The following is a 14,628-nucleotide window of genomic DNA, read 5'->3' on the forward strand; positions in this document are numbered from 1 at the left end:
TGACGGTACTTGGATAGACACATAAAATGGGTGACCGCTATACACCCCTTGCGGCATTGCGTCCGCTCTCATTGTAGTTTGCGGCACCCATACTTTACAAACTGAAAAAGACACTGCAGCCATAGGTCTGCTCATAGAAGGCTGTTTGAAAAGTAACTGTCATTTGGCTACCGGCGGAAAATCCGTCGGGCGGAAGGTCTATGGCCCAAAGCAAGGGAAAGGGAACGGAAAAACAACCATAGAGGCAAATAATCAAAAAAAAAAATTTGGAATACAACATAGAAGGGGTGTAACTATTACATAGACCAAAATTCCACACATAAAACCCCAGAGGGGTGTAACTATTATAGAAATGGAAATACGGCGTCCGCCAACCCTGTAGGGGTGGCACTATTACATAGACCAAAATTCCACACTATAAAACCCCAGAAGGGTGTAACTATAAATTTATATTTAATAAAGAATCCATCTAAAAGACATAACTTTTTAACAAACATGCCACACCTACGGCGTTGGTTTTAGAGGCGATTTTTAAATCTATAAATATGTCATGCCGATGGCATTTAAGAGATATTTCATGCCTCCGGCATTTAACCCCGATGGGGTTTGTGGGGATTATGGTCTATTATTTTTATAATAGTGTCACCCCTAGCGGGGTTCTGTTTTTTGGTGTAACATTTTTCTATAATAGTTGCACCCCTAGCGGGGTTACATGGATTGAAATTATTGATGGGGTTACATGGATTGAAATTATTGATGGGGTTACATGGATTGAAAATAATTGATGGGGTTACATGGAATGAAAATAATTGATGGGGTAACATGGAGTAAATAATTGGTGGGATTACATGGATTGAAATTATTGATGGGGTTACATGGATTGAAAATAATTGATGGGATTACATGGAATGAAAATAATTTATGGGGTAACATGGAGGAAATAATTGGTGGGATTACATTGTATGGAATGATTGATGGGAAATAATTGATAGAATTACATAGAATGAAAATAATTGATGGGGTAACATGGAGGAAATAATTGGTTGGATTATTTAGGGTAAGGGTTATAGGGCTAAAGATGGGATTAGTTATTAGAGCAATAAAAAGGCGGAATGAAAATTCCGCCTTTTTATTGTGATTTTAAAAGAGCTTTAGTTCTCTAATAAATTAACTTTTCTTTCAACTGATACGTTGTCACCAGTTACAGCGTTTCCGTCTTTGTCTACAAGTGTTAATTTCACTGTAGCTTCACCAAGCGGAAGGTTAAGTACTTCGTAAGGCACCCATTGGTCTAGAGTGAATTCTTGACCGTTGATGTTTGCTTTTACTTTGTATGAGTCAGCACCTAAAGTTGCGTTTGATACGAAGAAGTCTAACAATAAAGTTTTTGTTTCATCGCCTTTGTAATCACCTTTTGGTCTACTGTAGAAGATTGATGGTTCCGTAGGAGCTGGAAGCTCAGTGATTTTTCCATCACCTTCAACTTTGAACTTGATTAATTTTGAAGCATCTGCTGTTTTCAATGACTCGTGGAAAGAACGAGAAAGGAAAGACATCAGGTAATGCTCAGAATTAACTGGTACAGTGAAAGTATGCTCTGGTTTGTATAGCGCTACATAAGGAGTGTTATCCAAGATAAAGTGGATATGCTGTCCATCATGAGAGTTTGCCATATGGTGAGTATGTTCAGTTTGTTCAGTTAATTTGAAGTTCTGAACGTCATATTTTACCGTGATTTTAGCTGAGTCAGTTCCAAGTTTTTCTGAAGTTATAGAAGATACTTTCAGAGTTGCACCTGGGAAGTCCTTAGCATGAGAAAGTGGGTTTACTGCGATTGCACCAACAGAATCTGCTAATGCAGTTGAGTCTTTCACTTCACCTTCTTGATTTTTAGTTGGGGTATTGCAAGAAGCAAGTACCGCTGTTGCAGCTAATACTGCTAATGCTGATTTGATTGTTCTCATCTTTTAATTAATATTTAGTCGAAATATGTTAATACTTAAACAAATATAAGCCTTAATTGTTTGATTTTTATTGAAAAACGATATCTAAGGCTTCTTTTATCGCATTTAATGTTATTTTAAGGTCTTCAGGAGTATGAGCGGCGGAAATAAATCCTACTTCATACCCTGATGGGCCAAAATAAATTCCTCTATTCAACAATTCTCTATGCATTACTTTGTATTTGTCCATTGATGCTGGATCGATTTCATCCGCTCTTTGGATTTTTTCTTTCGTTGTAAATGCAAACCAGAAAATAGAACCTATTGTGGTCAATGTTACCTCGTAACCTTTTTCTTGAATGTATGAACGTAATTCTTGAACAAACTGTTGGGTTGTTTGTTCTAATTTTTCGTAAAAATCTGGTTGTGCTAAGATTTGTAATGCTGCGATTCCTGCAGCCATTGCCACTGGGTTTCCAGACAATGTTCCTGCTTGGTATACTGCACCATCAGGGGAGATGCAAGCCATTAATTCTTTTGAAGCCCCGTAAGCACCTACAGGCATTCCGCCACCAATGATCTTTCCATAGGTTAAGATATCAGGTTGGATATCGTAATATTTTGAAGCACCTTCAAATCCCAATCTAAAGCCTGTTATGACTTCGTCCATGATCAGTAGAGCTCCATTTTGTTTTGTGATGTCTCTAAGGAAGTGTATGTAATCTTTATCTTGAATTAGAAGGCCATTATTTGCAGGGACTCCTTCGATAATTACTGCAGCAATTTGATCTTTAAAATCTGCGAACACTTTTTCGAGTGCTTCTTTATCATTTAAAGCGATGACTATTGTTTCATCAGCAAATGCTTTAGGTACACCTGCGGATGATGTTTCACCGAAAGTTACCAATCCTGATCCTGCTTTTACTAGTAGTGAATCAGAGTGTCCATGATAGCATCCTTCGAATTTTACAATCTTATCTCTTTTTGTATATCCTCTTGCCAAACGAATTGCTGACATGACAGCTTCAGTTCCTGAGCTAACGAATCGAATTTTTTCGATTTTTTTGTTGTTTTTCAGGATTAATTCCGCCAATTCATTTTCCAAGGCAGTTGGTGCTCCAAAGCTTAATCCTTTTCCCAATTGATCTTGAACTGCTTGTCGAATTTCTGGGGTATTGTGTCCCAAAATCAATGGGCCCCAAGAACAGCAATAATCAATAAATTCATTTCCATCAGCATCCCAAAGGTGAGCTTTATCACCACGTTCAATAAATAAAGGAGTTCCGTATACTGATTTGAATGCACGAACAGGGGAGTTTACACCGCCAGGGAAATATTCCTTAGCTTTCTCAAATAACTTCGCTGACTTCTCACGTGAAATATCCGAAGTAGATGTTGTCATAGTCTTTAAAATTTGTGTTTATACAAAAGTAGTATAATTATAGACATTAGACATAAGACACAAGACATAAGAATTGGAATGGGGGAAATTTATTTCATATTATAGACATTAGACATAAGACATTAGACACAAGACATAAGACATTAGACATTAGACACAAGACATCAGAATTGGTATGGGGGTAAATTTATTTCAGAACAATCAAGATAACAAGCGTTAAGAATTGTGCTAATAGCGGAACATTCAATTTGTCTAATGTCTGGTGTCTATTGTCTACAAAAAAAGCCGGGCTTCTTTTGAAAGCCCGGCTTTTTTTTGTGTTTAATTTTATTTTCCTTCTTCTAGTACTTTAGTTACTAGTTCAGCAGCTTCTTTTAAAAGGATTGCTGAGTAAACTTTAAGTCCTGAATTGTCGATTAATTCTTTAGCTTCTTTAGCGTTAGTACCTTGTAGGCGTACGATAATTGGCACTGGGATGTTTCCAATTTCGTTGTATGCATCGATTACACCTTGCGCAACACGGTCACAACGAACGATACCACCGAAGATATTGATTAAGATAGCTTTAACGTTAGGGTCTTTTAAGATGATATTGAAACCAGCTTTTACAGTTTCCGCATTAGCAGTACCACCTACGTCTAGGAAGTTTGCAGGTTCACCACCAGCGATTTTAATGATGTCCATAGTTGCCATTGCAAGTCCGGCACCATTCACCATACATCCTACGTTTCCATCTAATTTCACATAGTTCAAGTTGAATTCACCTGCTTCTACTTCCGTAGGATCTTCTTCAGTAATATCGCGTAAAGCTGCGATTTCTGGGTGACGGTAAAGTGCGTTCTCATCTAAGTTAACTTTAGCGTCTACGGCAAGAATTTTGTCGTCAGAAGTTTTCAATACTGGGTTAATTTCAAACATAGAAGCATCGATAGAATCGTAAGCTTTGTAAAGCGCTGCTACGAATTTCACCATGTCTTTGTGAGCTGCACCAGACAGTCCTAAGTTGAAAGCAATTTTACGAGCTTGGAAACCTTGAAGACCTACTTTAGGGTCGATTTCTTCTTTGAAAATTAAGTGTGGAGTTTTTTCTGCAACTTCTTCGATATCCATACCACCTTCTGTAGAGTACATAATGATGTTACGACCAGTAGCACGGTCTAATAATACGGACATATAGAATTCTTTGGTTTCGCTATCACCTGGATAATATACATCTTGGGCGATTAAAACCTTGTTAACTTTTTTACCTTCTGGACCAGTTTGTGGAGTTACTAGTTGCATTCCGATGATGTCAGTAGAGCGTTGCAATACTTCGTCATGGTTTTTAGCTAATTTTACGCCACCACCTTTACCACGGCCACCCGCATGGATTTGTGCTTTTACCACAACCCAATCCGAGTTGAATTCTTCTTTCATTCTCTTAGCAGCTTCAACAGCCTGCTCTGGGGTTTCAGCAACAATACCTTCTTGTACTCTTACTCCGAAACTCTTAAGTATTTCTTTTCCTTGATATTCGTGAATGTTCATTGATAAAAAAATTTGCAGTAAAAATAGCGTATTTATTCGGAAGGGACAAGTTATTATTACGATAAAATTGAGTCTCCGTGTTCGTCATCATATTTATAATCTCAGGTATGGGATTGGATGTTTTTGTTTTTTATTATTTTCGCAATATGATATTGAAAGCAAATAATGTTTTTAAGTCCTATGGAGACCTTGAAATCTTAAAAGGAGTTAGTATTTCAGTTAAAAAGGGAGAGATTGTATCTATCGTTGGTGCTTCTGGTGCTGGTAAAAGTACGCTACTTCATATCATCGGAACTTTGGATAAGCCTGATAAAGGTACGGTTTTGATAGAGGGTGAGGATGTTTTTGCGTTGAATGAAAAGCAACTTAGTGATTTCAGGAACAGACATATTGGATTTGTCTTTCAATTTCATCATTTATTGCCTGAGTTTACAGCCTTGGAGAATGTTTGTATTCCAGGATTTATCGCTGGTCAGGACAAGAAATCTGTTGAGAAGCGCGCTTTGGATTTACTAGATATTTTAGGAGTTTCACATCGTGCCAACCATAAGCCATCCGCGATGTCTGGTGGTGAACAACAACGCGTTTCGGTAGCTCGAGCACTGATCAACAATCCTACTTTGATTTTGGCGGATGAGCCATCAGGTAACCTTGACTCTGAAAATGCAACTGCGCTGCATCAGTTGTTTTTCGACCTACGCGAGAAGATGCAACAAACCTTTATCATAGTTACTCACAACGAGGAGTTGGCAAGAATATCTGATCGTACTATTCATATGCGAGACGGCTTAATCTATTAATATGCAAAAGCTTTTAATAACCTTTGGTACCAGGCCTTTGGCGCAGAGGATTTCCAAAATGCTCCAGGACAAATTTGAGATTCTTTTTTCTACTTCTGAGGAAGTGCCTAGTTTTTTGGCTTCCAATTATCTTAAGATTCCGACAGGAGTAAATCCTACATATGCCCATGAGATATTGAAATTGAGCCTTGACAGGCAGGTTGATCATGTGCTACCTTTAGGTATTTCGGAAATTCAAACTATTTCAGAGGCAAAGATTTTATTTGAGGAATATGGGATTCAATTGCTCTGTCCAGATAGGGAAACCTTAGAAGAGGTTGTTGTCTTGGAAAACCCGAATTCTTCTGTTGAGCTTTCCTTATTCTTTAATGGAAAAAGCTTGAATAATACAAAAGATTTTGATGGTGGTATTAGTGGATTGTATGCTGTTTCAGATGAAGGCGATGATGTAGCTTTATGTACGATTTAATATGATTGATATTTCTAAAATTCCATTAGATAAGAAACTTTATTTATTCGAAGTCGATGATGTCCTAATTCCTAAGAAGGATTATCTGTTACAAATCTATTATTTGTTTGCTCAATTTGTTGAGTTTACTGAAGGTAAGACAATGGCTACAGATATGGTTTCTTTTATGAAGAATGTTTATCTTGAGAAGGGTGAGGATGCGGTCTATGAATTGACTTCGGAGCGGTTCGGATTTAGCAATGATTATAAGGAGAATTTTGAGCGTTTGATGGTAAATGGGCATCTTCCACTAAAGCTTTACCTTTTCAACGAAATAAAATTATTGTTTGCATCTATATTGGAAAGAGGTTCTTCAATTGCGATTTTAACAAAAGGCAACCCTGCTTTGCAATTGAATAAAGTAAAACATATTGACTGGCAAGGATTTGATAAGAATGTTAAAATCTATTTTATCGATGAGTTAAGTTTTCGAAATATTGAGCCATTTAGCTATATTGCTTCAGAAAATCAAATAACCGAGAGTGATTTGATTTTCATTCAAGACAACTAGCTAAATTATGATGAAAAGATTTATTGCCTTTGCCTTTCTTGCTACACTTATCTTTTGTGTAGGCTGTAAAAAAGATTCTGTAAAACCAGAAGAAGATGATGGTCGCGACCCTGCTAAAGAGATTTTGTTGAGGGATTCCACGTATTTTTATTCTCTTTTATTTTCGCTTTGGGAGGATAAATTGCCTCAGCCAAAGGCTGGTAGTGATAATAAGGCAGATCTTAAAGCATTTACGGGTTCCTTTCAGTCTTCCGAGGAAGTATTTGCGGCCTTAAGAAAATATGCACCTGATGACCGTTTCAGTTTTGTGGATCGAGCAGGAACTGTGAGTGAAGAAATACAGCAAGGAGTTTATAAGGAAACTGGTATTACCCCGATTTATATTTCTGTAACAGATCAGAACAACAACACTCAGACGAATCTTTACGTTAAGGTAGTTCAGAAGGGTTCACCAGCAGAGAAAGCTGGTTTAATTCGTGGGATGAAGATTTTAAGTATCAATGGTGATTCCAAGATTGACTACGATACCGACGAAAAACAAGATTTCAAGAACTTTTATAAAGTTATGACTGGCGAGGGTGCTCTTGAATTAGTTGTACAAGCACCTGGAGAAACTGCCACTAAAAAAATAACAGTATCGGCAGCAGCATACAACATCGATCCAATATTGATCAAAAAAATCTTTACTGTCAATGGCAAAAAAGTGGGATACCTATTTTATACCTCTTTTGTCAATGTTTTCAGTAACTCTAAACCAAATGCTTATTATGATGCGATGTTGGATGCTTTCAAAGAGTTTGAAACGGCAAACATCAATGAATTGGTTGTAGACTTAAGGTACAATGGTGGTGGCTCTACAAGTTCAGCAGAGTTTATGGCGAATTTAATTGCGCCTGTTTCAGCCGGGAAAGGTAAGATGTATGACTATAAGGTAAATAAAAACCTTGCTGAGGCTGGTTGGAATGATAATTCGAATCCTGAAGCGCCGTTTCAATCTGTGAACTTTAATAAGACCAATAGCTTGAATTTATCGAGAGTTTATTTCTTGGGTACGACTAGTACGGCATCCGCGAGTGAATTGGTGATCAATGTTCTGAAACCTTATATGACTGTAGAACTAATTACGACTAATGGAAGAGGAACATACGGTAAACCTGTTGGCTTTTTTGGATGGCCAACTGTCAATGGGTATGCTGATTTATATATTACTTCTTTCCAAATGAACAATAAGGATGGTTATGGTGATTATTTCAGTGGATTGACTGGTCAGAAGAAAGATGCTAGAGATGGTTTCTTGACTCAACTGGGTGATGAAAGCGAGAGTTTGCTTGCTGCAGCATTAGATCATATTGCTACAGGTTCATATTCTGCAAGGGCTTCTGCACGGAGGTCAAAAACAGGTTTAGATGTTATTCAAACGCCACAACAACCTGAGATGAAATCTTACAGAAACAACATGTACAAGTTTTCTAAAGATAAGATGCCATCATTGCCCATTAAGGATTAATCTTTTTGTTCAATTTTGAGTCAATTATTGGAATCAAATTTGTATAATTCGAGATTACTTAATAATTCAGATGAAAAACATATTACTGGGAAAGATAATAATCCTTGCAACCGTTATCTTATTTGTTGGTTGTAAAAAGGACCTTAAAGATATAGACCCACCACCGAGACCCGGTGGTGATGGGACTAGGACTGCTGCTCAACAAGTTCTGGACAGTGTATATTCCAAATACAAGTATTTGTCTTATTGGGAATCATCCATTGAGGTGGCTAATCCAATTTCGACCTTGACAGATAAATATGATGATGCAGATGCGTTATTGGGATATTTAATGAGTCAGACTCCGAAGAAGACAAATTATATCTATCATCTAGATTATAATGGTCCAATGGATAGGTTTTCATGGATTGAAGATTTGAGTTCAGGCTCTGATGCTTCATCACGTGCAGATGTGGCGGATGGTTATGGTCTTTATATGGCCTTTGATGGTGATAGGCAGGATAGCTTATTTGTGATGTTTGTTGAGGGTGGTTCACCTGGGGAGCGAGCTGGCATAAAAAGAGGGGATAGGGTATTAGAGATGGAAGGTGATAAAAATATGGTTTATGCTAATCAATCGAAAGTGGATGAATACATCGAAAGAAAAACCTTAAATATTACTGTCCAAAGTATAAATGGCACAAAGAAAACTCATAACCTTAATTATGAGACCTACGACATTCAACCCTTTATGTTAGGAAAGGTTTTCACTGATAATAGCACTAAAGTAGGTTATATTGCATTGTCATCCTTTGAAGAGCTGAGGTCTGGTGGTTCGGACTCCAAGATGAAAAAAGGAATTGATTCTACATTCACTGTATTTGGAGCTCAACAGGTCAAAAAGCTCATTGTAGATTTACGCTATAATGGTGGTGGTTATGTAAGTTCAGCGATCTATCTATTGAATAAAATCATCAACAGCAGTGGTGATAAAAAAGTCATGTTCAAATATGATGTGAATAAAAACCTGGAGAGAGAGCGGAATGAAGGTAGTACAGAATTTGTCAATGAGATCTTTGAAAGGAATAATAATGGTCTAGAAGTGACCGATGTTGTTTTTCTAGTAAGCGACTATACCGCCTCTGCGAGTGAGATCGTTATCTCAGCATTAATGCCATATATGAAAGTTCAGTTGGTAGGATATGAGAAATCGACCTATGGCAAGCCAGTGGGTTTCTTTAGGGAGGATATTTCAGATGATGTTGGTCTATGGGCAGCCTCATTTAAGATCATCAATGCGCAAGGTTTTACGGATTATTGGGATGGTATTACCGCTAATTTCCAGGCTAACGACAATATTCATAAGCTACTTGGAGATCCTTCAGAAGATATGACACAAAAAGGACTTTCGTTGTTGGGTGCATCAAATGCGAAGGCATCTGCAAGGGTTACGTCAAGCGTGAAAACAAATCGGAGCCAGATTCGGGAATTGAATAAAATCCCTCGCCGCAATATGATAAAGGATTAATAAATCATTTTATAATTATTAACTTTGATGCATGGCAGGCAATAAACCCACGACTATCAAGGAAATCGCAAGGAAGCTTAAAATTTCCCCTTCTACTGTTTCACGAGCATTGAATGACCATCCAAGTATTGGTTTGGTTACGACGATGCGTGTTAAGAAAATGGCGGAGGAGATGGCTTATGAGCCTAACCAAACTGCCATATTTTTTAAACAGCGGAAGACATTTACCATTGGGGTAATTTTGCCAAAATTATCTGAGCCATTTTTCTCGGAAGCAATTTCTGCTATTGAAAATGTGGCTGAAGAGAGAAAATATACGGTACTATTGGGTCAATCCCTGGATGACGAAAATAGGGAGCTGAATATTATCCAAACTTTTAAAAAACATCGTGTCGATGGTATCTTAATTTCTATGAGCAAGAATACCGGCGATACGGACTTTTTAGATATCCTTGCCAAAACAGAAATTCCTATTGTGTTTTTTGACTGTGTGCCGGATATGCCCAATGTGCATAAAGTCTACAGTGATCTAGCGTCAGGAATGATCGAAGCGATTGATGCTTTTGTGGACCGAGGTCATCAAAAGATAGCCTTGATCAATGGTCCTGAATCTCTATTGGCTTCGAAGGAAAGAGCTGAGGCTTTTAAAGTAGCTATGGACAAAAATGGGATAGAATATGATGCTAGTTATGTTGTGAATACTGATTTAACAGAAGCAGGGAACGAGGAAGCCATGGAAAAGATTTGCACCTTGGTAGACCGTCCATCAGCATTGATTTCATTCAATGATTTTGTGACTTTGGATTTAATCCGTTATGCGAAACAACGTGGCATTATTCTAAATCAAGATATGTTTTTTATCAGTTATGCCAACTATCCTTTGTGGAAGTATATGGATAATCCGCCTATGGGTAGTATCGAACAATATCCAGAAAAACAAGCACATAAAGCTGCTGAAATATTGTTCGATATTATAGATAAGAAAGAATATACCGATACTGCACAAGAAGTGGTATATCCCTCAAAATTAGTCCTTAAATAATTCTCTAGTTGATTTGTAGGCTATAGGTAATTTCAATTCCGCCATTAGCCAACATATCATGCACTGAGCAATATTTCTTTACAGCCAATTCAGCTGCTCTTTCTGCTTTTGCAGGATCGATTTCACCTTTTAATTTAAAAGCTATGTGAATCTTAGTGAAGATATTTGGGATCTCTTCACGACGTTCTCCCTGTACCTCTACATCAATATCTTGTATATCCTGGCGTTGCTTTTGCAAGATTGTAGTTAAGTCGAATACACTGCAGGAACCCAATGCCATCAATACCAATTCCATAGGTCTCACACCCTTTCCTTCGCCACCAATGGATTCCGGTCCATCAATATTCACCTTTACTGAAGACAACTCGCTAGATGCTTCAAAATGTACTCCTTGATTCTGTCTTTTTAAATGAACTTTCATGTTTTTTGATTTATGGTGTAAAGGTAGGGAATAGACATTAGACAAAAGACAAAAGACAATAGAAATGGTATGTCTTTTATAAATAACCCCTGTCTTTAAGTCTGTTGTCTTATGTCTTATGTCTAATAAAAAAGAAAACCCTCTTAGAGGGTTTTCTTTTTTATTAATATTAATTCGGAAACTTAACTCCTCGGTATTGACTGACGTCAATTTTGCCGATTTTGGAGTTGTATTTAGCGTTTATAGCGTCGATAAATACGTTAGCTACGATTGCATTTCCCATTGGGGTTAGGTGGACGCCATCTAGTGAGAAGGCATTACCAGTTATAAATGCTGCTGAGATATGTACACCATTATAGTTGTATCCTGATTTTACTTTGTTTAAGAACGTATATACGTCAGCTACAGCTAGGTCATTTGCTCCAGCAATTGCTTTGATTTTTTCGTTGAAAGCTTTTACTCTGTTCGATACTTCTACCACTTCATCTTTGTCCAATACATAGTTATCGGCAATTGGATTCCTAGGATCAATACCGTATGGAAATCCGGCTTCATTTGGTTGTCCCAATAGGGCAGTCGGGAAAGTCAACATAAATAAATCAGCATCTGTTGCTACTCTTGGTCCTTTTTTCGTTGCGATATATACATTTTTTGCTTGACCTTGAGTTGCAGCTTCAACGGCAGCATTTAAGCGAGCTGTTGTTAAGGTATTCAACACTGGGATGGCGGTAACATCAGGGATTGTTGCTACGACACCTTTAGCTCCAGTTCCAACAAGTGCTTTCACAAATGCATTATACGCAGATTCGAATGTTGGGAGATCTAATAATTTTTTTGTTGGATCCTCAGTTGCGGCAGCACCATTTGTAGCATAACCAAGCACATCGTTATTTCCTAACCAAAAGGTAAAGAAGGTATGCTCGTGACTGGCAGCATATTCTACATATTTCAAGGTTGCTGGTGTTCCTTCAGGTAAAAGACGTTCGAAATATGGGTTTCCCATAACTGTTCCGACATAAGGAGCCATAGACATATCAAGGCGCATTCCAGGTACACCTAAGTTTTGGATAGGATCTGTGTATTTGGTGTACAATGGTTTTCCCTCAGGATTTAGTCCTCTTACGGCTAATTTATCTGTAACAGGTTCCATCACTGGGTTGCCATTTGTATCAAATCCACCGAATTTAATGTAACCAGAACCATTTTCTTGGTCTTGGCTAAAGAATGGGGAAGTAAATTCTCCACCACCAACTTCTTTTAACTGTTCAGCGATTAAATTTGGGAATGCTACTTTTTGTCCTTCAAGGTATAATCCATTATCTGCATATCCAGAAGTCAAGGAGTTACCTACTGCGATAAATTTTGAGAAGTCGGCAGTACCTTTACTTGGTTCAAATTCATCCAATGAGGGAGCACATGAGCTTGCAAGTCCTATTAATGCAAGTCCAATATATAGTTTGAAATTCTTTTTCATTGTTTTCATAATTTAAGTCCTACCAATAATAAGATACAGAAATACCTGGTGCATGTATATTAGTTTCATACGCACCTCTTAATTGCGTTTCAGCATTTGTGGTTGTTCTCTTCAATATTTTTTGGAATACATATGCTGCGGACATTTGCCAATTAGGGTTGAATTTATAGGTTAAACCACCAGCGGCCATTACACGGTTATTATCTGGAGTTTCAGGATATACATATTTTGCTTGCACAGGAGTATAAACATAACCAGCACCTAATCGAAGATCTAATTTATCATTTACTTCGTAGTTGATACCTGCTTTTCCAGAGAATGCATTTTGATATCTTTTTTCAGAACGGGTATCCTGTAACACTGGCGTGTTGTTTTCATAATCGAACACCAATTCTTTGTAAATGCTGTAATTGATTAAAGATCCATCAATAGCTGCATCGACTTTTTCAGAAAGTGGGAATGTGATACCTACGTTGAATGAAGATGGCAAAGGCAATTCAGCGTCAAATTTACCATTCGGGAAATTCGCTGCCAAAGAAGATGGCACTTCAAAAGTAGCGTCACCACCTTCTAGTTTAGTAACGACCTTCGAACGGTAATTTACAGAAAGAGCAAATGTTTCATCCAAAGTATAGTGTACACCTAAGTTGTATCCCATTCCAGTTCCAGTACCTTTAAGAGTTGCTTGTCCATTTCTTCCATCTGGATAAAAAACAGGCAATGCTCTTCCAAGATCTACAAGACCGATGTTGTATACAAATCCACCACCGACGCTGAACTGTTCTGTTAATTTAAAACTAACTGTTGGTTGGATATAGATTGCTCGCATGGAAAGGTGAGTCAAGGAAAATCTTCCTGGCCATTCAGTTCCCCAATCCACAGATCCTCCAAAAGGGGTATATACTCCGATCCCTGCTTTCCACCAAGAGCCTTTAGGTCCGAAAGTGGCATAAGCTCCGAAGGGGGGAGAGATTTGAAATCTGGTGTTATGTACGTCTGGACTTCCTGCTTCTTGGAATTGAGATCTGTACATGATGGCGCTACCACCTATTTGTACCCCATTGTTTTCCATTTTTACCAAAGCGCCCGGGTTGTATACGATTGAAGTTTCATCGATAAAAAGTGCGGACCCTGCGCCCGCCATACCCACTGCTTTTTGGCTTTGGGTATTAACTTGAGAACCCTGAGCAAATAAAAGGGAAGGGGAAGCTAATAACAAACTGAGTAATAATCGTTTCATAGTAATTATTGATTAGCGTTTTTCAAAAACTATTTGATATGCTAACATAGTAAAATTTTGTTAATTAATATAAAATTTTTGTCAATTATTAATAAATAAAGGACAATTGTTTTTAATCAAAACATAAATGAGGTATATTGGTTTTGAATATAAACATATATAAAAAACTATTTATGGCTCAAGTATCATTTAAAGGTAATGCAGTGCATACCAGCGGAGAATTACCTAAAGTAGGTGAGACAGCTCCAGATTTTACACTTACAGCTGGCGATTTGTCACAAAAATCATTGAAAGATTTTGCAGGAAAGAAAGTTATCCTAAATATATTTCCAAGTATTGATACCGGAACATGTGCCATGTCAGTACGTCAATTTAACGAGAAGGCTTCAGGCTTAGACAATACAGTTGTATTGTGTATTTCTAAGGATCTTCCATTTGCTCAAAGTCGTTTTTGTGCGGCCGAAGGTTTAGAAAACGTGATTACTTTATCGGATTTTAAAGATGAATCCTTCGCGAATGCTTATGGTGTGAAATTCACTGATGGACCATTGACAGGATTGTTAAGCCGTTCAGTGGTGGTGGTTGACGAAAATGGCAAAGTGAAATATACAGAGCAAATCGCAGAAACTACAGAAGAACCTAACTATGAAGCAGCTTTAGCGGCGGTTTAGAGGAATTAGATTTGGGATTTGAGATGTGAGATATGAGATATATATAGTTTAATACCTATATCCTCACATGTCATT

13 protein-coding genes are annotated in these 14,628 nt (G+C 37.7%); 7 read left to right on the forward strand and 6 right to left on the reverse strand.

Annotated elements, in window-relative coordinates:
- Window positions 1-1,151 precede the first annotated feature (1,151 nt).
- The 3 genes from CRT24_RS04035 to sucC form a co-directional block, all read right to left on the reverse strand.
- Window positions 1,152-1,964, reverse strand: coding sequence for a hypothetical protein (locus tag CRT24_RS04035; protein WP_099369965.1), 813 nt, complete (start codon window positions 1,962-1,964; stop codon window positions 1,152-1,154).
- A 67-nt stretch (window positions 1,965-2,031) separates the two neighbouring features.
- On the reverse strand, window positions 2,032-3,345 hold the full coding sequence (gene hemL / locus CRT24_RS04040) for a glutamate-1-semialdehyde 2,1-aminomutase (RefSeq protein ID WP_099369966.1): 1,314 nt from the start codon (window positions 3,343-3,345) through the stop codon (window positions 2,032-2,034).
- A 327-nt stretch (window positions 3,346-3,672) separates the two neighbouring features.
- On the reverse strand, window positions 3,673-4,872 hold the full coding sequence (gene sucC / locus CRT24_RS04045) for an ADP-forming succinate--CoA ligase subunit beta (protein WP_099369967.1): 1,200 nt from the start codon (window positions 4,870-4,872) through the stop codon (window positions 3,673-3,675).
- 149 nt (window positions 4,873-5,021) lie between these two features.
- Here sucC and CRT24_RS04050 point away from each other — a divergent pair, with 149 nt between their 5' ends.
- From CRT24_RS04050 to CRT24_RS04075, 6 genes are all read left to right on the forward strand, one after another.
- On the forward strand, window positions 5,022-5,672 hold the full coding sequence (locus tag CRT24_RS04050) for an ABC transporter ATP-binding protein (RefSeq protein WP_373604699.1): 651 nt from the start codon (window positions 5,022-5,024) through the stop codon (window positions 5,670-5,672).
- A gap of 1 nt (window position 5,673) precedes the next feature.
- The gene (locus CRT24_RS04055) at window positions 5,674-6,141 is read left to right on the forward strand and encodes a hypothetical protein (RefSeq protein WP_099369968.1); all 468 of its coding nucleotides are present in this window, start codon (window positions 5,674-5,676) and stop codon (window positions 6,139-6,141) included.
- A gap of 1 nt (window position 6,142) precedes the next feature.
- Window positions 6,143-6,691, forward strand: a complete 549-nt coding sequence (locus CRT24_RS04060; protein WP_099369969.1) for an HAD hydrolase-like protein — start codon at window positions 6,143-6,145, stop codon at window positions 6,689-6,691.
- Between the two features lie 7 nt (window positions 6,692-6,698).
- On the forward strand, window positions 6,699-8,198 hold the full coding sequence (locus CRT24_RS04065; protein ID WP_099369970.1) for a S41 family peptidase: 1,500 nt from the start codon (window positions 6,699-6,701) through the stop codon (window positions 8,196-8,198).
- A gap of 70 nt (window positions 8,199-8,268) precedes the next feature.
- A complete protein-coding gene (locus tag CRT24_RS04070) occupies window positions 8,269-9,705 on the forward strand; it encodes a S41 family peptidase (RefSeq protein WP_099369971.1) in 1,437 nt (478 codons plus the stop codon).
- 31 nt (window positions 9,706-9,736) lie between these two features.
- On the forward strand, window positions 9,737-10,747 hold the full coding sequence (locus CRT24_RS04075) for a LacI family DNA-binding transcriptional regulator (RefSeq protein WP_099369972.1): 1,011 nt from the start codon (window positions 9,737-9,739) through the stop codon (window positions 10,745-10,747).
- 4 nt (window positions 10,748-10,751) lie between these two features.
- Here CRT24_RS04075 and CRT24_RS04080 read toward each other — a convergent pair whose 3' ends face one another.
- The 3 genes from CRT24_RS04080 to CRT24_RS04090 all read right to left on the reverse strand — a co-directional run bounded on the left by CRT24_RS04080 (window position 10,752) and on the right by CRT24_RS04090 (window position 13,882).
- Entirely contained in the window at window positions 10,752-11,168 is a 417-nt protein-coding gene (locus CRT24_RS04080) for an OsmC family protein (RefSeq protein ID WP_099369973.1), read from the reverse strand.
- A gap of 169 nt (window positions 11,169-11,337) precedes the next feature.
- The gene (locus CRT24_RS04085; RefSeq protein WP_099370074.1) at window positions 11,338-12,642 is read right to left on the reverse strand and encodes an SGNH/GDSL hydrolase family protein; all 1,305 of its coding nucleotides are present in this window, start codon (window positions 12,640-12,642) and stop codon (window positions 11,338-11,340) included.
- Window positions 12,643-12,661: 19 nt separating this feature from the next.
- A complete protein-coding gene (locus tag CRT24_RS04090; RefSeq protein WP_099369974.1) occupies window positions 12,662-13,882 on the reverse strand; it encodes an OmpP1/FadL family transporter in 1,221 nt (406 codons plus the stop codon).
- Between the two features lie 173 nt (window positions 13,883-14,055).
- Between CRT24_RS04090 and tpx the strand changes: the two genes are divergently transcribed.
- Window positions 14,056-14,553, forward strand: a complete 498-nt coding sequence (gene tpx / locus CRT24_RS04095) for a thiol peroxidase (protein ID WP_099369975.1) — start codon at window positions 14,056-14,058, stop codon at window positions 14,551-14,553.
- Window positions 14,554-14,628: the final 75 nt, after the last annotated feature.

Origin of the sequence: Sphingobacterium sp. 1.A.5, assembly GCF_002734235.1 — a bacterium.
GTDB classification, from domain to species: domain Bacteria; phylum Bacteroidota; class Bacteroidia; order Sphingobacteriales; family Sphingobacteriaceae; genus Sphingobacterium; species Sphingobacterium daejeonense.

Excerpts from the sequence above, each read along its gene's own strand:
- CRT24_RS04070 (WP_099369971.1), top strand. The coding sequence starts at position 8,269 with ATGAAAAACATATTACTGGGAAAGATAATAATCCTTGCAACCGTTATC.
- CRT24_RS04060 (WP_099369969.1), top strand. The coding sequence starts at position 6,143 with ATGATTGATATTTCTAAAATTCCATTAGATAAGAAACTTTATTTATTC.
- CRT24_RS04085 (WP_099370074.1), bottom strand. The coding sequence starts at position 12,642 with ATGAAAAAGAATTTCAAACTATATATTGGACTTGCATTAATAGGACTT.
- tpx (WP_099369975.1), top strand. The coding sequence starts at position 14,056 with ATGGCTCAAGTATCATTTAAAGGTAATGCAGTGCATACCAGCGGAGAA.
- CRT24_RS04080 (WP_099369973.1), bottom strand. The coding sequence starts at position 11,168 with ATGAAAGTTCATTTAAAAAGACAGAATCAAGGAGTACATTTTGAAGCA.
- sucC (WP_099369967.1), bottom strand. The coding sequence starts at position 4,872 with ATGAACATTCACGAATATCAAGGAAAAGAAATACTTAAGAGTTTCGGA.
- CRT24_RS04065 (WP_099369970.1), top strand. The coding sequence starts at position 6,699 with ATGATGAAAAGATTTATTGCCTTTGCCTTTCTTGCTACACTTATCTTT.
- CRT24_RS04075 (WP_099369972.1), top strand. The coding sequence starts at position 9,737 with ATGGCAGGCAATAAACCCACGACTATCAAGGAAATCGCAAGGAAGCTT.
- hemL (WP_099369966.1), bottom strand. The coding sequence starts at position 3,345 with ATGACAACATCTACTTCGGATATTTCACGTGAGAAGTCAGCGAAGTTA.
- CRT24_RS04035 (WP_099369965.1), bottom strand. The coding sequence starts at position 1,964 with ATGAGAACAATCAAATCAGCATTAGCAGTATTAGCTGCAACAGCGGTA.
- CRT24_RS04090 (WP_099369974.1), bottom strand. The coding sequence starts at position 13,882 with ATGAAACGATTATTACTCAGTTTGTTATTAGCTTCCCCTTCCCTTTTA.
- CRT24_RS04055 (WP_099369968.1), top strand. The coding sequence starts at position 5,674 with ATGCAAAAGCTTTTAATAACCTTTGGTACCAGGCCTTTGGCGCAGAGG.